The sequence below is a fragment of the Paenibacillus sp. FSL M7-0896 genome, from assembly GCF_037975415.1.
In the GTDB taxonomy this organism is placed as follows: domain Bacteria; phylum Bacillota; class Bacilli; order Paenibacillales; family Paenibacillaceae; genus Paenibacillus_AQ; species Paenibacillus_AQ silagei.
Map to the genome: position 1 here is coordinate 7,383,220 of NZ_CP150250.1, position 17,406 is coordinate 7,400,625.

Annotated in this window: 19 protein-coding genes and 1 riboswitch; of the genes, 17 read left to right on the forward strand and 2 right to left on the reverse strand. The window is 51.3% G+C overall.

The features are described 5' to 3' along the window. Positions 1-12 precede the first annotated feature (12 nt). Positions 13-789: a tRNA1(Val) (adenine(37)-N6)-methyltransferase gene (locus MKY12_RS32110; protein WP_339312200.1), complete on the forward strand. Its 777-nt coding sequence runs from the start codon at positions 13-15 to the stop codon at positions 787-789. Continuing rightward, complete coding sequence (rsmI, locus tag MKY12_RS32115) at positions 786-1,691, forward strand: 16S rRNA (cytidine(1402)-2'-O)-methyltransferase (protein ID WP_339312202.1); 906 nt, start codon at positions 786-788, stop codon at positions 1,689-1,691. Before MKY12_RS32110 ends, rsmI begins: the two co-directional genes overlap by 4 nt. Positions 1,692-2,782: 1,091 nt before the next feature. On the opposite strand, the gene MKY12_RS32120 is transcribed toward rsmI, so the two are convergent. After that, the gene (locus MKY12_RS32120) at positions 2,783-3,037 is read right to left on the reverse strand and encodes an AbrB/MazE/SpoVT family DNA-binding domain-containing protein (RefSeq protein ID WP_019914502.1); all 255 of its coding nucleotides are present in this window, start codon (positions 3,035-3,037) and stop codon (positions 2,783-2,785) included. Between the two features lie 275 nt (positions 3,038-3,312). Between MKY12_RS32120 and MKY12_RS32125 the strand changes: the two genes are divergently transcribed. From MKY12_RS32125 to MKY12_RS32185, 13 genes are all read left to right on the forward strand, one after another. After that, entirely contained in the window at positions 3,313-4,596 is a 1,284-nt protein-coding gene (locus MKY12_RS32125) for an HD domain-containing protein (RefSeq protein ID WP_209879182.1), read from the forward strand. A gap of 54 nt (positions 4,597-4,650) precedes the next feature. Continuing rightward, positions 4,651-5,421 (forward strand): TatD family hydrolase, encoded by a 771-nt coding sequence (locus tag MKY12_RS32130; protein WP_339252670.1) that lies wholly within the window; start codon positions 4,651-4,653, stop codon positions 5,419-5,421. Between the two features lie 199 nt (positions 5,422-5,620). Continuing rightward, positions 5,621-5,849: riboswitch (cyclic di-AMP (ydaO/yuaA leader) on the forward strand. A gap of 286 nt (positions 5,850-6,135) precedes the next feature. Further along, the gene (locus MKY12_RS32135) at positions 6,136-7,296 is read left to right on the forward strand and encodes a 3D domain-containing protein (protein WP_036723975.1); all 1,161 of its coding nucleotides are present in this window, start codon (positions 6,136-6,138) and stop codon (positions 7,294-7,296) included. A 161-nt stretch (positions 7,297-7,457) separates the two neighbouring features. Beyond that, a complete protein-coding gene (gene rnmV, locus MKY12_RS32140) occupies positions 7,458-8,009 on the forward strand; it encodes a ribonuclease M5 (RefSeq protein ID WP_036723973.1) in 552 nt (183 codons plus the stop codon). After that, a complete protein-coding gene (rsmA, locus tag MKY12_RS32145) occupies positions 8,006-8,890 on the forward strand; it encodes a 16S rRNA (adenine(1518)-N(6)/adenine(1519)-N(6))-dimethyltransferase RsmA (RefSeq protein ID WP_339312204.1) in 885 nt (294 codons plus the stop codon). Before rnmV ends, rsmA begins: the two co-directional genes overlap by 4 nt. A gap of 74 nt (positions 8,891-8,964) precedes the next feature. After that, positions 8,965-9,873, forward strand: coding sequence for a sporulation peptidase YabG (gene yabG / locus MKY12_RS32150; RefSeq protein WP_036723969.1), 909 nt, complete (start codon positions 8,965-8,967; stop codon positions 9,871-9,873). Between the two features lie 269 nt (positions 9,874-10,142). Continuing rightward, positions 10,143-10,418 carry a Veg family protein gene (locus MKY12_RS32155; protein ID WP_036696386.1) on the forward strand — a complete coding sequence of 92 codons (276 nt, stop codon included), beginning with the start codon at positions 10,143-10,145 and terminating at the stop codon, positions 10,416-10,418. A gap of 226 nt (positions 10,419-10,644) precedes the next feature. Then, positions 10,645-10,824, forward strand: a complete 180-nt coding sequence (locus tag MKY12_RS32160; RefSeq protein WP_036723967.1) for a small, acid-soluble spore protein, alpha/beta type — start codon at positions 10,645-10,647, stop codon at positions 10,822-10,824. Positions 10,825-10,982: 158 nt separating this feature from the next. Next, positions 10,983-11,837 carry a 4-(cytidine 5'-diphospho)-2-C-methyl-D-erythritol kinase gene (ispE, locus tag MKY12_RS32165; protein WP_036696392.1) on the forward strand — a complete coding sequence of 285 codons (855 nt, stop codon included), beginning with the start codon at positions 10,983-10,985 and terminating at the stop codon, positions 11,835-11,837. 165 nt (positions 11,838-12,002) lie between these two features. After that, a complete protein-coding gene (purR, locus tag MKY12_RS32170) occupies positions 12,003-12,830 on the forward strand; it encodes a pur operon repressor (protein WP_036723965.1) in 828 nt (275 codons plus the stop codon). Between the two features lie 209 nt (positions 12,831-13,039). After that, on the forward strand, positions 13,040-13,327 hold the full coding sequence (spoVG, locus tag MKY12_RS32175; RefSeq protein WP_036696395.1) for a septation regulator SpoVG: 288 nt from the start codon (positions 13,040-13,042) through the stop codon (positions 13,325-13,327). A gap of 243 nt (positions 13,328-13,570) precedes the next feature. Then, the gene (gene glmU, locus MKY12_RS32180; protein WP_036723963.1) at positions 13,571-14,971 is read left to right on the forward strand and encodes a bifunctional UDP-N-acetylglucosamine diphosphorylase/glucosamine-1-phosphate N-acetyltransferase GlmU; all 1,401 of its coding nucleotides are present in this window, start codon (positions 13,571-13,573) and stop codon (positions 14,969-14,971) included. A gap of 108 nt (positions 14,972-15,079) precedes the next feature. After that, positions 15,080-16,033 (forward strand): ribose-phosphate diphosphokinase, encoded by a 954-nt coding sequence (locus tag MKY12_RS32185; RefSeq protein ID WP_019914487.1) that lies wholly within the window; start codon positions 15,080-15,082, stop codon positions 16,031-16,033. Positions 16,034-16,137: 104 nt separating this feature from the next. Here the strand turns inward: MKY12_RS32185 and MKY12_RS32190 are convergent, their stop codons facing one another. Next, a complete protein-coding gene (locus MKY12_RS32190) occupies positions 16,138-16,338 on the reverse strand; it encodes a hypothetical protein (RefSeq protein WP_036696494.1) in 201 nt (66 codons plus the stop codon). A gap of 91 nt (positions 16,339-16,429) precedes the next feature. Here MKY12_RS32190 and pth point away from each other — a divergent pair, with 91 nt between their 5' ends. Further along, entirely contained in the window at positions 16,430-16,990 is a 561-nt protein-coding gene (gene pth, locus MKY12_RS32195) for an aminoacyl-tRNA hydrolase (RefSeq protein WP_076082772.1), read from the forward strand. A 90-nt stretch (positions 16,991-17,080) separates the two neighbouring features. Beyond that, a complete protein-coding gene (locus MKY12_RS32200) occupies positions 17,081-17,311 on the forward strand; it encodes an anti-sigma-F factor Fin family protein (protein ID WP_036696405.1) in 231 nt (76 codons plus the stop codon). Positions 17,312-17,406: the final 95 nt, after the last annotated feature.

A 17,406-nucleotide genomic window follows, 5' to 3' on the forward strand; every position in this document is an offset into this window, starting at 1 on the left:
GATTACATTACAATGACCCATTCAATGAACAATACACCTGTACCCTTACATGAAGCAGAACGGGTCGATGACCTGCTCACCCATGATCTGAGAATTATCCAGAGTGACGAAGTGTTCAGCTTCTCGATGGATGCCGTACTGCTGGCACGTTTCGCCAGTGTACCGCCGCGCGGACGGGTGCTTGACCTGTGTACGGGTAACGGAGTAATTCCTATGCTCCTGACTACACGGACGAAGGCTTCTATTGAAGGAATCGAGATTCAGCCCCGTCTGGCAGACATGGCCCGGCGCAGTGTATCGCTTAACGGTCTGGAGGAGCGGGTACAGATTCATGAGGGCGATTTGCGGGAGCTTCATCTTACAGCGGGCTATGGCGTATACGATGCGATCACGGTGAATCCCCCCTATATGCCGCTGAACGGGAGCGATCTGAAGCTGAATTCCCATCAGGCGATGGCCCGCCATGAAATTGGTTGTACCCTGGAGGAGGTCATTCAGGCCTGTGTCCGGCTGGTCCGTACCGGAGGCAAAGTCAGCATGGTGCATAAGCCGCAGCGCCTAGTGGATATTATCAGTCTGATGCGGAAGCACCGGCTGGAACCGAAGCTGATCCGGTTTGTACATCCCCGCGCCCAGCTGGAAGCGAATATGGTTCTGATCGAGGCCGCGCGTGACGGAAAGCCGGAGGTGCGTTTACAACCGCCTTTAATCGTATATAATGAGGACAATCAATATTGCCCCGAGATTATGGATATTTATTACGGAAACAAAGAGGATACGAGCCAATGACCATACAATGCCAAAGCAGCTTTCAAAATAACCATGACGGAGTGAAGCCCGAAGGATGCGGATGCCTGTATCTGGTGGCTACGCCGATCGGCAATCTGGAGGATATGACTTACCGGGCAGTACGCACGCTGAAGGAATGCGATATTATCGCCGCTGAGGATACGAGACAGACGCGTAAGCTGCTGAGCCATTTTGAAATTACACCGTCCATGCTGTTCAGTTACCATGAGCATAACAAGGCCGCCAGTGGGCCGGAGCTGATACGCTATATAATAGAAGGTAAAAATCTGGCACTCGTCAGCGATGCCGGTCTGCCGGCGATATCCGACCCTGGTGCCGATCTGGTAGCTCTGGCTGTCAGCCATCAGATTCCGGTGATTCCGGTGCCTGGAGCGAATGCCGCCTTGTCGGCTTTGATTGCCTCAGGTCTGCCTACCGCCAGCTTCACGTTCGTCGGCTTCCTGCCTAGAGAGCGCAAGGATATAAGGGCCGTTCTGGCATCTCTGCGTTCTGCCCAAGGGACACTGCTCTTCTATGAATCGCCGCACCGAGTTGCCAAGACACTTGTTCATTTGCAGGAGGCCTTCGGCAACCGCCGGATCACACTGGCCCGTGAGCTGACTAAGCGATATGAGGAGTTCCTGCGCGGAACGATTGAAGAATGCAGTAGATGGCTGGAGGAGCATCCTCCGCTTGGAGAGTACGTAATTGTCCTTGAGGGAGAGAGTAAAGAGGAGGCCGAGCTGGCCGAGTCTTCCTGGTGGCGTCAGCTTAGTACCGGGGAGCATGTAGCCCACTATGAGGCTTCAGGGTTAACGCGTAAGGATGCCATGAAAAAGGCAGCGTCTGACCGCGGCTTGTCCAAGCGCGATATTTATAATGAACTTCTGGAGCGGAGTTAGAACACTGCTGTGCTGAAGTTATTCGAATTCCAGTGAAAACCTAAAAATGGGTTTAACCATCTGAACAACCTGAAAACCAATGAAATAAATGTATTCCATACACTTATATGGATTGAATTATTCCTTTTATTAGTTATAGTTGTAGTTTATACATTTATATGTCTAGGAAAATGAACCTTTTATTGGAATTATGTGGATATAAGTGTTCAAAGTACACTTATAATGATCAAATGGATGTTTTAGCAATAAATAGCTGTACAGAATACAGTTATCCAAATTTCTCAAGACCATTTTTCTTATATAATGATTCTCACCTTAGGGGCGTTTGGCTTAGTGTAACGGACTGAGGTGCTCTTATCCGGGAAGAAAGTCGTCACTTGAGCGATTAACGGACCCCAAGGACCTTATCCCCTGCAATTCAGCTCCAAAACGACTCGTAGAAGGATGATAAGGTCGCCTGAGTCCGTTACGCTGCAAAAGGTGGCGTTCTCGTGGGAATAAGGGTCTTTTCGGTCCGTTAGATTTTTTGGGATGATAGGGTTTCATTATCTGACACTGTACTAGTCGCTCCACATAGTAAGTTCTGGCACAAAAGAAAGTCAGCAGCCAGTAGCCATCCAGTACCCAAGTCGCTAGTCACTCTATGGTTAAGCGATTCTCGCAGAGAGAGCGGGTCTACGCAGATCAGTCGCACGAGAGCACCCGGCGCAGCCGCCACAGGCACCTGCCTATGGCGAAACCCTTCGACTGGCAAGGCCTGAGGAATCACCGCAGGGAGGCCGAGAAGGGCCGGTCCACCGCCAACCCCAGCTTCCTTCCGCGCCTGTTGCAGAGATTCACCAAGCTTCCGGGTGTCCAGAGGGCCGGGGCCCTTGGGGCCCTCCCTGCAGGGAGGGTTTGGGAGGGTAAGAATCAGAGGTTTAAGAATTAGATGTGAGGTTTAGGAAGCAGACAGGGTAGGAAAAAGGGGCATCCGGGGAAAGTCCCCGAAAATAGCGCAAAAAAATACCTCCCGCGCGAACGGGAGGCCAAGGAGATATAAAAAGGTTAGAATTAACAATTGGATTAGTTCCTATTATACCCTATTTATTTTAGTTTGTCACAGGGGTAGGGATAGCCGAAATGCATTCATGACAAACAATTTTACCTTTGAAGTAAGTTACATTCTCAGCATTGCCGCAGAAAATGCAAGCAGGCTCGTATTTCTTAAGCATGATCCGCTCACCGTCCACGTAAATTTCGAGCGCATCTTTTTCTCCAATGCCTAGGGTGCGACGCAATTCAATTGGAATAACGACCCGTCCAAGCTCATCTACCTTACGTACAATTCCTGTTGATTTCATCATTACAATCGTTGCTCCTCTCAATGTTCAAAAGCGTCATTATTCGACATTCTTCACTGTTTTATGATATTTATAATACCAACCATTCCCAAAACAGTCAACCTTTTTTCAGGCTAATTTTAAGAAATCTTTTGAGACCACATTTATTCCGCGTTTGATCGGGCAAATCACTCTTAAAAAGCTTATGAAGATGTTTGTCGATTTGGCAGTATATGAATCGCTAATATTCGACAAAGAGCGACAATATATTATATAAAACAAGAAAAGGAGATGATTTCATGAAGCAACCGCTGTCAGAAGAGAAGGTATTTAAGGATCCGGTTCACAACTACATCCACGTACAGGACACTATTATCTGGAGATTGATCAACACTAGGGAATTTCAGCGTCTGCGGCGCATCCGGCAGCTGGGTACCTCCTATTTGACCTTTCACGGGGCGGAACACAGCCGGTTCTCCCATTCTCTGGGGGTATATGAGATTACTCGGAGGATTATTTCCCAGTTTGAACGGAGCGGCTATAAGGACTGGATGCCGGAGGAGAGACTGCTTACCCTGTGTGCGGCACTGCTGCATGATTTGGGGCATGGCCCATTCTCCCATTCTATAGAAGAAGCTTTCGAAATGGATCATGAAGACTGGACCTGCCGTATCATTCTGGAGGATACAGAGATTACGGCTATTCTGCGTGATGTGGCTGAAGATTTCCCCCGTAAAGTAGCCTCGGTCATCTCCAAAACCTATGAGCATGAAATTGTTGTCAATTTGGTGTCGGGACCACTGGATGCTGACCGGATGGATTATTTGCTCCGGGATGCATATTATACAGGGGTGAATTATGGAACCATCGACATCGACCGGATTCTGCGGATGCTGCGCCCTTATGACGGCCGGGTGGTTGTGAAGGAATCGGGGATGCATGCGATTGAGGATTACCTGATGTCACGGTACCAGATGTACTGGCAGGTCTATTTCCACCCGGTAACCCGCAGCTCTGAGATTATTCTCAGGCAGATTCTCCGCCGGGCCAAGGAGCTGGTGCAGCAGCAGCATGCCTTCCGCTTCATGATCGAGCCCTTAAGTGATCTGTTCAGCGGAGAGGTAACGGTAGGGCAGTACCTGCTGCTGGATGAAGCCTTGATGCAGACTGCCTTCATGCAGTGGACGCTGGAGGAGGATGACATCCTGAGCGACTTGTGCAGCCGGTTTATCCATCGTAAACTGTATAAATATGTGGAGATGGAGCATTTGGATTCTGACACGATTGACGAAATTCGCCGCAGCTTCGCCGGTGCGGGACTCAGGCCCGATTATGATCTGGAAATTGATTATCCCACCGATCTTCCCTATGATGTGTTCCGTCCGGGAGACGGCTTTGACAGTAAGCAGATCCTGCTTCTGGACAAGCATGACCGGCTGAGGGAAATCTCCGAGGTCTCGGATATTGTTCGCTCTATCAGTGGTATTCACCGCGGCAGATACCATCTGTATTTTCCGCAGGACAGACTGCAGAAAGCCCTTCCACAGCTGCCGCCGTCCATCGCAGAGATTTTTGCCAAATAATCAGATTAAGCTTGGAATTATAGATACAACAACAGGCCGAAAGGATGTAATGTAATGCAGTTATTCGACACCCATACCCATCTGGATGCTCCACAATTCGACGAAGACCGCGAAGAGGTCATTGCCAGGGCGCTGGAAGCCGGCGTCAGCAAGATGATCAACATTGGCTTTAACCGGGATACGATACCGACCACCATGCAGCTTGCCGAGAAATATGATTATATTTATGCAGCCGTTGGCTGGCATCCCCAGGATGCCATCACGATGAAGGACGGGGACCTCGAATGGATCGCCTCCTTATGCGCTCATCCCAAGGTAGTTGCCATCGGCGAGATTGGGCTGGATTACTACTGGGATACCTCTCCTAAGGATGTGCAGCATGAAGTATTCCGCAAGCAGATCGGGCTGGCCCGTGAGGTGAAGATGCCAATCTCTATTCATAACCGCGATGCTCATGAAGATGTAATCCGCATACTCCGTGAGGAGAAGGCGGGCGAGGTTGGCGGCGTAATGCACTCCTTCTCCGGGAGCTGGGAAAGTGCCAAGATGTGTCTTGATTTGGGCTTCCATCTTTCTTTTGGAGGACCGATTACGTTCAAGAATGCCCGGGTGCCCAAAGAGGTGCTTGCCCAGACTCCGCTGGACCGGCTGCTGATCGAAACCGACTCCCCATATCTGACTCCGCACCCCTTCCGGGGCAAGCGAAATGAGACCGCTCATGTGAGGCTGGTAGCGGAGGCGGCCGCGGCAATAAAAGGGATTGAATTACAGGAATTGGCGGAAATTACGTATGCGAACGCACTGGAACGATTTGGGATACTCTGAAAACAGGAGTAAAAGCGGTGAAAAATGAAGTATAGCGAATATATTAAACTTTTATGACGGAAAAACGGCCGATTATTACAATATTTTAATCATTTTTTTACGTAAACGTGGTTGAATCGTCCTTTACAACATGTATCAAAACAGGATATCATCTTTTCAGTGCAGTGAGCTGTTGTAACTGTGACAGTCACTAATTTCATGGATCGTCTCGCTGAGTCTCCGCAACGGAGAATGGGGGAACCAATAATGCGCTGCCGCATGAACGTACAAAAGTACTGGCACAGAATTGCCGCAGGCATTATTTGATTTCTTTACGTGGTCTTGGGGTGAATTTGAGGGCAACCGCCGTGAGCGGGTGACCTGAGATAGGGCGTCTCTCTTATGTCCGAACCCGACAGCTAACCCCGTAAGCGCAAGTAAGAGAGGAAACCTCGTGTATAAGCATTCCGACGTATTCGACACCGGGAAGCCACGAAAGAGTCCTCTATGAGCTCTTTTTAGGCTTCTTTTGTTTTGAATAATGAGAATGCTCCCGGCATACTGTTATATAACAGATCTCCGGAGTAACTATGCCGAGCAGGCGATCCATGAGCAGGAAACGCTGAAGCAAGTGCGGGCGTATCCTGTTGCAAACTCAAACCTAGTTTCGTCAGAAGTGATACAGTCACCTTGATATAACTTGGACGACGGGGCTATGTAAGGAGGATGGAAAGAGTGGGCGTATTCCAACCAGAAGTATCCCATGATTCGCAATCATCCAGCAGGTCTTTCGCATTACGGTTGAAGCAAGTGAATCCCCGCGTAGTTTTACTTGCCGGTGTGGCATCGATTGTTATCGCACTGTTAATACTGCTGTACGTACACGGTCAGAGCAAAAAAGAAATTACCCTAGTAATAGACGGACAGGTACAGACACTGGAGACGCGGGAAACGCTGTTCAGTGATGTGCTGGCTAAGGAACAGATTTCGCTGCAGGCGCATGATGAATTATCTATTGGCCTTAGTGATGAAATAAAAGACGGCGACCGTATCGTGATTAACACTGCGCAGAAGTTCGCTCTTACCGTTGACGGAAAGACCGAGACGTTATTTACGACCGAGGATACCATTGGTCAGGCCATCGACAAGCTGGGCTACAGCCTGGAAGGCTTAGACAAGATTTACCCTTCGCTAGAAACCGCAGTATCTGCAGACATGGAAATCAAAATTGTCCGGATTAACAAGCATGTGGTTCAACGGACAACTAATTTGCCTTTCCGGGTCATTAAGACAGCAGACCCCTCATTGACCAAGGGAACCGTAAGAGTGGCACAGGCAGGTAAGCCTGGCGTAATGATCCAGCACATCGAGAAGATCTATCAAGATGGCGAGCTGGCATCCATGCGCATGATCGGCAAGGAAGTACAGACGGTTACCAAGGACAAAGTCATTGCCATTGGAACCAAGCCGCTTCCTAAGCCCGTCGTAGTTACTGCCAAGGTCTCCAAACCTGTAACAACCTCCAAGTCATCTAAAGCCAGCGCAAAGGCCAGCAATGTTACCAGTAAGGCTGGTGTGGATTTCGAGTACAAAAGAATGATCAAAAACGTATCCATGACTGCGTATTCGTCGCAGGAACCGGGTATTGGAACACGTACTGCCTCCGGCACACGCGTAACGGAAGGCCGCACTATAGCTGTTGATCCTAGTGTTATACCAATTGGCTGGTGGGTGTACATTGAAGGATTAGGGTTTCGCCGAGCAGAGGATACCGGCGGTGCCATCAAAGGCAACAAGGTGGATGTCTATTACGATTCACTGAGCCATGCCCGTAATTTCGGCCGCAAGTCGCGCACACTCTATGTGATCGGACCTGTGAAGCCGGAGCTGAACTAAACGTAAAGTCTTTTGCAAATTAGCGGTTAATACGATATAGTGAGGGAAGCACTTACGAAATTTTAGAGAGCTGCCGCTCATCACTTATACATTCTTTAGCCAAAAAGAAGGGGAGCGAATCCTCTTCTTTTTGCGTTCTGGAGTAAGGAGTTAAAATATTTATGATTAAAGAGCTAATTGTAGTTGAAGGGAAAAGTGATACCGTTGCCGTTAAGCGGGCGGTTGAGGCCGATACGATTGAAACCGGGGGTTCGGCAGTGGATAACAGGGTCATTGCCAAGATCAAGCTGGCCATGGAGCGCCGGGGTGTAATCATTCTTACCGACCCGGATCATGCCGGAGAGCGAATCCGCAAAATCGTCGCGGCCAAGGTGCCGGGCTGCAAGCATGCCTTCATCCCGGAGAAGGATGCAACCCGCAAAGGAGATATCGGAATAGAGAATGCTTCGCCTGAGGCTATCCGCCATGCGCTGGAGCATGTACATACCTCTTTCGAGGGGGCGCCGCCCATCATTGGGCTGGATGAGCTTATGGCCGCAGGGCTGATGGTACATCCCCGGGCGGCTGAGCGCAGAATGCAGCTTGGCAATCTGCTCGGTATCGGTTATTGCAATGGCAAGCAGCTGTACAAACGTCTGGCGATGTTCGGCATTACCCGCGAAGAATTCGCGCAGGCCCTCGCCCAAATTGATCAGGGAGGCATTACTTCATGAGCGGTATCGAGAATATCTCGTCCCCAACAAGAACCAAAGCGATAATTCAGCGTTACGGATTCTCCTTCAAAAAAAGCCTGGGCCAGAACTTTCTGATCGATCAGAATATTCTGGACAAAATCGTGGATGCCGCCGGTCTGGACAGCACATCCGGTGCGCTTGAGATTGGGCCGGGGATCGGAGCACTGACGGAACGGCTGGCGTTGACGGCCGGGGCCGTCACTGCGGTAGAGATTGACCGCAGGCTGATCCCGATTCTTAGGGATGTCCTGTCGCCTTATCCCCATGTAAAGATCCGTAATGACGATGTGCTGAAGGTGAATCTGCAGGAGCTGTTCGCTGAGGATTTCACAGGGAGGGACCGGGTTAGTGTCGTAGCTAACCTGCCGTATTATGTGACTACACCCATCCTCATGAAGCTGCTGGAGGAGAAGCTGCCGCTGGATAATATCGTGGTCATGATCCAGAAGGAGGTTGCCGAGCGTATGGCGGCGTCTCCGGGCGGCAAGGAGTATGGCAGCCTGAGTATTGCCGTCCAGTATTACAGCGAGCCTGAGCTGGTCTGTATGGTGCCGCGTACGGTGTTCATCCCGCAGCCTAACGTGGAATCGGCTGTGATCCGGCTGAAGGTCAGAGAACGTCCTCCGGTGGAGGTAGCCGACGAGAAGCATTTCTTTGGTGTGGTTCAGGCGTCCTTTACCCAGCGGCGCAAGACGATTGCCAATAATCTTAAGGCCCGCTACTTCCCGGAAGAAGGGCGGGAGCGCCTGGAGGCGCTGCTCTCCGAAGCCGGCATTGAACCCTCGCGGCGCGGAGAGACGCTTAGCATTGAAGAGTATGCGCGGCTCAGTGCGGTTCTTCTGGCTGCAGGCATCGCATAGAATACAGAAAACCCTCCCGGCGGATGAACCAACCGGGGCCTTTGCCCATAACATGGGGTAGAGGTGGTGTTGTAATGAATCTAGGAGACTTGGTCATTCGTAAATCCTATGGCGGCGATGTGACCTTCCGGGTAGACAATATATTGCAGAATAGAGCAGTCATTAAAGGCACGGAGTTCCGTCTGTTGGCGGATTCCCCGCTGGAGGATCTGGTTCAGGTGCCTCCTACACGGGTTACCGAGCGGGGAGCGCGTGCACAGATCAAGGCAACAGAATCTCTAACCTGGCTGCGTAAAGACCGGCAGGTGCAGAGCCAGCGAAGCGGAGAGAGCGTGTCGGGGTCCACGGGAACCTGGGGCCCATCTCCGAAGGAAGCGGCTTATTTTGAAGTGCCGGGTAAGGTCCTGCATTTGGATGGTGATGCACTCTATCTGAAGAAGAGCCTGAGCCTCTACGAGCAGCTGCGCATACCGGCGGAGGGACATCATGTCAACGAATCCAAAATGGCGGAGACGCTGTATCGTCTGCTGCCCCGTGTGCGTCCCGATATCGTAGTGATTACCGGCCATGATGGAGTACTTAAGCAACAGCAGAATTATGATCTGTACAGTCTGAGCAGCTATAAGAATTCACAGAATTTTGTGGCAGCCATCCGGGTGGCCCGTGAATATGAGCGGAATTTCGATGCTTTGACGATCGTAGCCGGAGCCTGCCAGTCGCACTTCGAGGCTCTCCTGGGCAATGGCGCCAATTTCGCCAGCTCCCCGGGCAGAATACTCATTCATGCCCTGGACCCGGTGTATATCGCGGCCAAGGCCTCTTTTACCTCTATCCGAGATACGGTGAACTTAAGCGATGTGCTGAGCCATACGATCAGCGGCAATCAGGGGATGGGCGGAATAGAGACGCGGGGCAGCTTCCGGATCGGAATGCCTCAGCTGCAGAATCTGGCTACGCTGAAGGTAGCGCCTTCGGTGCTATAACCGGGTAAGTGATAACTGAACAGGCGGAAGGAATAGGGTAAGCATTCGTGCTTATCCTATTTTGCTGCCACGGAAGCCGCTTATGACACAAGATGGGTCAGGGAGCAGCCAGTCATCATTACTGATAACAAGGTGCTTAAGTCAGGAATTTCCCCGTCTAAAAAAATTCCGTTGACAACTTTTTTCTCATCATCTATAATTATTTATTTAATTTGACAAGTGGTTATGGAAGTTGTATAATGGACAAGGAAAGAGGTGGTCGTCAGGTAATGGCTAATAACGCGCTGTTAGAAATTAAACGCAGTCTTGAAGCTCACGTCGGTCATAAGATCACGTTGCGGGCTAACGGTGGCCGTCGGAAAACCGTTGAACGCACCGGTGTCCTGGAAGAAACGTACCCTTCTGTATTTATTGTCAAACTCGATCAGGAGCAGCAGACATTCAAGCGTGTCTCCTATAGCTATGCCGATATACTTACTGAATCTGTGGAAATCACAGTTACCGAAGACGATGGGCAGATGCGGATTATGTATATCAAAGCTTAGCGTCATGACAGTCTCCCTGCGGGGGGGCTGTTTTTTGATAGAATTTTTATGTTTTGGGGTCCCCGCAAAGTACCTGAGTCATCACCTACGCTAAAGCCCCACTTTGTGGGGTTATTTTGCATGTAGGGGCTCTTCCTGAATTATGCTGCATGACACTGGCCTCCCGGCTGCATACTACATAGGCAGTACGTTCATCATAGAGCAGCATACAAGGGAGGAATTCGTAATGAGCCGCAGAAGACGAAGCATGATGTCGGAGGAATTGAAGACGGAGCTGGCCAAGGAGCTTGGGTTCTACGAAACGGTTGAGCAGGAGGGCTGGGGCGGAATCCGGGCAGTCGATGCCGGGAATATGGTGAAACGGGCGATTCAGCTGGCAGAGCAGGCTGCTGCGCGGAAATTGTAAGCGGCTATAGCGGTGTCATGCCGCACCGGGTATCGCCTGCGGGCGGTACCTTTTCTGCTTCATAGAACCGGATGTATATTTAATGGACTTCACTGTCAGTTTCTCATATAATATGTTAAGTTGTTTTGTACGGGAAAAGCTGAGGGTGGGTGAACGCCTTGAAAATGTATGAGAAGGCACCGGCAAAAATTAATCTGATGCTGGATGTGCTGCATAAGCGGGCTGACGGATTTCATGAAGTGGAAATGATAATGACAATGGTCGATCTGGCGGACCGTCTGGAGCTGTCGGAGCTGAAGCGGGATTCGATTATTATCTCAAGCCAGGCCGGATATATTCCGCTGGATGAGAAGAATCTGGCCTTCCAGGCGGCAAGGCTGATCAAGGACCGGTATAACGTCAGAAGCGGAGTACATATCCATCTGGACAAAAGAATTCCGGTCGCTGCCGGCCTCGCCGGCGGCAGCAGCGATGCCGCGGCTACGCTGCGCGGCCTGAACCGGCTCTGGCGCCTGGGCATCCCGGTGCAGGAGCTGCAGGAGCTGGGCGCTGAGCTGGGCTCAGACGTCCCGTTCTGCGTCACAGGAGGCACTGCCCTGGCTACGGGCAGGGGCGAACGGCTGACCCCAATCGCGAATCCTCCGCAAATGTGGGTCATCCTGGCGAAGCCGCCGATCAATGTATCGACGGCTGAGGTATACGGACGCGTGCGCGCCGGCAACATAGCGGTGCATCCGTCCGCGCTCCGCATGCAGCAGGCTCTGGAGGCCGGTGACTTCTCAGCCGTCTGTGAGGGCCTTGGCAACGTGCTGGAGGATGTGACTCTGAAGCTGCACCCTGAGGTGCAGCAGCTCAAGGAAGCGATGCTGAAGCTGGGGGCGGACGGCGTGCTGATGTCGGGGAGCGGTCCAACCGTATTTGGCCTTGTCTCCAAGCACTCCAAGGTGGCGAGAATCTATAACGGGCTGCGCGGATTCTGCAAGGAAGTCTATGCAGTGCGTTCGCTGAGCTAAGCGGAGCGGGACCATCCTCTGATAACGGAGGCAAAGCGGTTTCCGCTTGTGCAAATCCGTACAATAATGATATTATTCATAGTAATATTCGGTTTTGTATAAAGTGAATTTAAGAATCAAGCATGAATTATTCTTAAATTCAGCTTATAAGGCGAGGAGCATTCCGTGAAAAAACTTAAACGAAGCCAACGGTTAGTTGACATGACCCAATTTTTACTGGAGAAGCCGCATGATCTGCTGCCTCTGTCCACTTTTGCAGAGCGGTACGGTGCGGCGAAGTCATCGGTCAGCGAGGACCTGGCTATTATAAAAGAGGTATTTGAAGGCGAAGGAATGGGCGAGCTGCAGACACTGGCCGGGGCAGCGGGCGGAGTGCGTTATATTCCGCGCATGCCTATGGATATGGCGCTTGCCTTCGTGAACCGTCTGTGCGGGCAGCTTGAGCAGAGCGACCGGATACTGCCCGGCGGTTATCTGTATATGTCGGATCTGCTCGGCCTCCCGTCCCTGATGGAGCAGGCCGGCAAGATCATTGCCACCGCCTTCTACGGCGTGGAGATTGATGTCGTCATGACGGTGGAGACCAAGGGGATTCCGCTGGCGTACGCAACGGCTGCGCAGCTGGGGCTGCCGGTCGTGCTGGTCCGCCGTGACCATCAGGTAACGGAGGGCTCGGCTGTAAGCATCAACTATGTATCGGGCTCCCATAAGAGCATCCATACGATGTCCCTGTCCAGACGGGCACTGCGCGAGAAATCCCGGGTGCTGATTGTCGATGACTTCATGAAGGCTGGCGGCACCGTACGCGGAATGGTCGATCTGTTGGGTGAGTTCAATGCAGAGGTCGCAGGTGTGGGCGTACTCGTAGAGTCCGGCGATGTGGAGAATGAAGAACGCCTGCTGCATGACTACGTGTCGCTGGTGAAGCTGACAGAGGTGGACTCCAAGGTGCGGCGTATTTCGGCGTTTCCGGGCAACTATTTCTCCTCCTGAACGAGGGATACTGCCGGTTCTGAAAAGACGGGCATAATGTCGAAACTATGAGGATTCTTAAGATAACTGCACGAAATCTGTCGAAATCGACGATTCTGCAAAAATAATCTTCTTAATCAGGCATTATTTGGAATGAAAAAGAAGGAATTCGCTTTGCTGTGTGGAATTATACACCAAGTCTCTGATGGAAAAAGGTGGTGAACACACACATGCAAATTACGGATGTCAGACTCCGCCGCGTCAACTCTGAGGGGAGAATGAAAGCAATCGCATCCATTACAATCGATAACGAGTTTGTTGTTCATGACATTCGCGTCATCGACGGGAATAACGGGATGTTTGTTGCAATGCCCAGCAAGCGTACACCTGACGGAGAATTCCGCGATATCGCACACCCGATTTCTTCGGGAACGCGCGAGAAGATTCAATCTGCGGTTCTGGCCGAGTACGAACGTGCCGCTACGGAAGAAGAGGAAGTAATTGAAGAGGGAGCTTAAGCGGTGAACCGCTGACTCTCTGGGAGTTGCTGCCTCCCCAGGGCGGCAATAGGCCATACCGTTTTATATGTTTCGGGGTCCCCGCAGAGTACCTGGGTCAGCCTCGGAGCCAAAGCCCCACATTGTGGGGGGATTTTATTGGGGTTCGAAGAAAAGGGAACCATGCCTGCATGGTTCTCTTTTCTTTTTGCCCGGAATGAGATATATTCAGTAGTGAGTTCAAGAAGTGGGAGGTTGGCATTCTTGAAAAGAATGGCTGTTGTACTTGCTGCAGGCCAAGGCAAGCGCATGAAATCTAAATTATACAAGGTACTGCACCCTGTCTGCGGTAAACCGATGGTAGGGCACGTGCTTGATACAGTGAAGGCGACCGGATGCCAGCATAATGTAGTTGTTGTAGGCCACGGCGCCGAGAAGGTTAAGGCATACTTAGGCGAGAATGCCGAATATGTGCTGCAGGATGTCCAGCTTGGAACCGGCCATGCCGTCAAGCAGGCCAAGGATCTTCTGGGCAGCGAAGAAGGAACCACCATTGTCATCTGCGGAGATACGCCGCTTGTCATGAGCGAGACACTTGAAGGCATGATGGCGTTGCATGAAGCGCAGAATGCTGCTGCAACGGTCCTTACTGCTGTTATGGAGCAGCCTGCCGGATATGGACGGATTATCCGCGGCGAAGACGGCGGAGTGCTGAAGATTGTGGAACAGAAGGATTGCACAGAGAGTGAAGCTGCGGTTAACGAGATTAATACAGGGACGTATTGTTTTGATAACGCGAAGCTCTTTGCTGCTCTCGAGAAGGTTACGAATACCAACAACCAGCAGGAATATTATTTGACGGATGTTATCGGCATACTCCGGGCGCAGGGCGATATCGTTCTGGGCTATCAGGCCCATGATGCAGCAGAGTCCATTGGTGTGAATGACCGACTGGCGTTGTCTGAAGCCGAAGGCTATATGCGTCAGCGCATCAACCGGGGGCATATGCTCGGCGGAGTCACTATCATTGATCCGGCTTCAACCTACATCGGAGCAGATGTTGTCATTGGAGCAGATACTGTGCTGTATCCGGGCACGGTACTCAAGGGCAAGACAGTGATCGGCGAAGATTGTGTGATTGGTCCGGCAAGTGAAATTGAAGACTGCGTGATTATGGACGGAGCGGCTGTGAAGCATTCCGTGCTGAATCAGGCTCAGGTCGGCACACGGGCTTCCGTTGGGCCTTTTGCGTATTTACGTCCCGGCACCGTTCTGGGTGAGGGTGTTAAGGTCGGCGACTTCGTAGAGATCAAGAATGCTACAATCGGCGACGGCTCCAAGGTATCTCATTTAAGCTATGTCGGTGATGCTGAGGTCGGTAAGAATGTCAATATCGGCTGCGGCGCGATCACCGTTAATTATGACGGTTATAATAAGTTCAGAACCGAGATTGGCGATGATGCCTTTATCGGCAGCAACGTGAACCTTGTTGCTCCGGTTACAGTGGGCAAGGGCGCATTCATTGTCGCCGGTTCCACTATTACGCGTCCGGTTTCGGAGAACGATCTGGCGATTGCCAGAGCAAGGCAGGAGAATAAGCCGGGTTATGCAGAGAAGATCCGCTCCCGGGCCAAGGCGAAGAAAGACCAGCATAGTCCATCGTAAAGCGTGTAAGCAGAAAGCAGCTGTAGGCTTAGAGCGCCGGACGGACTTCTTGCACATCCGCGCCGGTGCTTTGGCCAGTTAAATTCCGTCACGGAGGGTTTATATTTTATGACTTATTGTGATTCCAAACTCAAGATTTTCACCTGCAACTCCAATCCTAAGCTGGCCAGCCAGATTGCTGATTATATCGGCATTCCGATGGGCGAGTCCCATACGACCAGCTTCAGTGACGGAGAGATTCAGGTTAAGCTGTCGGAGAGTGTCCGGGGCTGTCATGTCTATATCGTACAGTCCACCTGCGGACCGGTGAACGACAATCTGATGGAGCTTCTGGTGATGGTAGATGCGCTTAAGCGTGCCTCCGCGAAGAGCATCAATGTCGTGATTCCTTACTACGGGTATGCCCGTCAAGACCGTAAAGCCCGTTCCCGTGATCCGATTACGGCCAAGCTGGTAGCGAACCTGATTGAGAAGGCGGGTGCACATCGCGTCATTACTATGGACCTTCATGCGATGCAGATTCAAGGCTTCTTCGACATTCCTGTGGATCATCTGCTGGGTGTTCCGATTCTGGCTCAATATTTCCGTTCGAAGCAAATTCAGAACCCGGTGGTCGTCTCTCCTGACCATGGGGGCGTGGTGCGTGCCAGAAAGCTGGCTGACTTCCTTAACGCTCCGCTGGCGATTATCGACAAGCGCCGTCCTGAACCGAACGTCAGTGAGGTTATGAACATTATCGGTAATATTGAAGGCAAAACGGCGATCCTGATCGATGATATCATCGATACGGCAGGAACGATCGTTCTTGGAGCCAATGCCCTGATGGAAGGCGGCGTGAAAGAAGTCTACGCCTGCTGTACGCATCCTGTATTATCCGGTCCGGCGCATGAACGTCTGGAAAACTCTCCGATCAAAGAAATTATCGTGACGGATACCATTCCAATTCGCAGCAGCAACCCGACCTCCAAGCTCAAGGTACTGTCCGTAGCCCCGCTTATGGGCGAAGCTATCATTCGCGTACATGAAGAGCTGTCGATCAGTAAGCTGTTCGAAATCGAATAGGCCGCAGGCAGATCAGCAGAAAAAGGGTTACACCTTTCGTCAAGCGGAAGGTGTAACCCTTATCGGCGTGATGCAGCGGCAGGGACTAAAGGCTCGTATAAGCTTCAATATCCCGGACGGGAGATGAAGGTGAAGAGGCTGCGGTTGTACAGCGTACCCTGCAGCTCTACGAAGCCTTCGTCCACCGCTGTAATCACACCGATGTCTACGTGCGCGTTCCCCCTATAGACTTCAACAGGCACAGCATATTGAATATGGTACTGGAAATGGCGCTGCAGTGTTAAGATATCGCCCTGATGTGGCATGTTCATCACCTGTCTCCGGAGTATAAACTTATTGTACCAAAAACGGAACTCTTCTGCTGAGAGTACCGGGCGGAAAGGAAAAACCTTAAATATGAAATGGATTGTTGGACTCGGGAATCCCGGAACGCAATACGCGAAGACCAAGCATAATGTCGGCTTCATGGCTCTCGATGAGCTTGCGTCCAGACACGGAATTGCCTTTAACCAGAATAAATGCAAATCGGTAATCGGTGAAGGGATGATCGGCGGTGTGAAGACGGTGCTGATCAAGCCGATGACCTTCATGAATCTGTCCGGGGAAGCGGTACGGGCTTATATGGATTATTATAAGGTCCAGCTGGAAGATATGATTGTGGTCTATGATGACCTGGATACGGAGCTGGGTAAGATCAGGCTGCGATATCAAGGCAGTGCCGGCGGGCACAATGGCATCAAGTCCATCATTCAGCACACGGGCACCCAGAGCTTCAACCGGGTGCGGATGGGCATATCCCGTCCGGAGCCGGGCTTTGCTATAGTTGACTACGTACTATCTACCTTCGCCAAGAAGGATGGAGCAAGGCTTGAGAGCATGATAAGTGATACTTGCGATGCTGTGGAATTCAGCCTGCAGCATACCTTTGAACAGACCATGGCCAAATTTAACGGATGAAATACAAGGCATAGGGTTCAGGGCCCTGCGGCTAAAGCCCTCCCGGGCGGGGCATACTGAAGGTATATACTACCTTCAGGAGGCATATAGATGGCAATACACTATGTATGCAGGCACTGCCGGACGTTCTTGGGAAGCATTGGCAGAAGCGATATTACAGAGATGCAGCTGGGGCTGCAATCCTTGACCCCTGCGGAGCGCAGAGATATAATAGCGTATGATTCAGAAGGCGAGATTACGGTGAAGGTGACCTGCGATTACTGCAAGCAGGCGCTGGATAACAACCCCGAGCTCAGCCTGCTGGCCAGTCCGCTTCAGTAAGGTGGAAGCGCCTGTCTCTATCGTCATCCGCAAGCCTTGGCCTTATCCGCTGAGGCTTGTTTTCGATTCCAATTATAATAGGTGACAGCGGCATT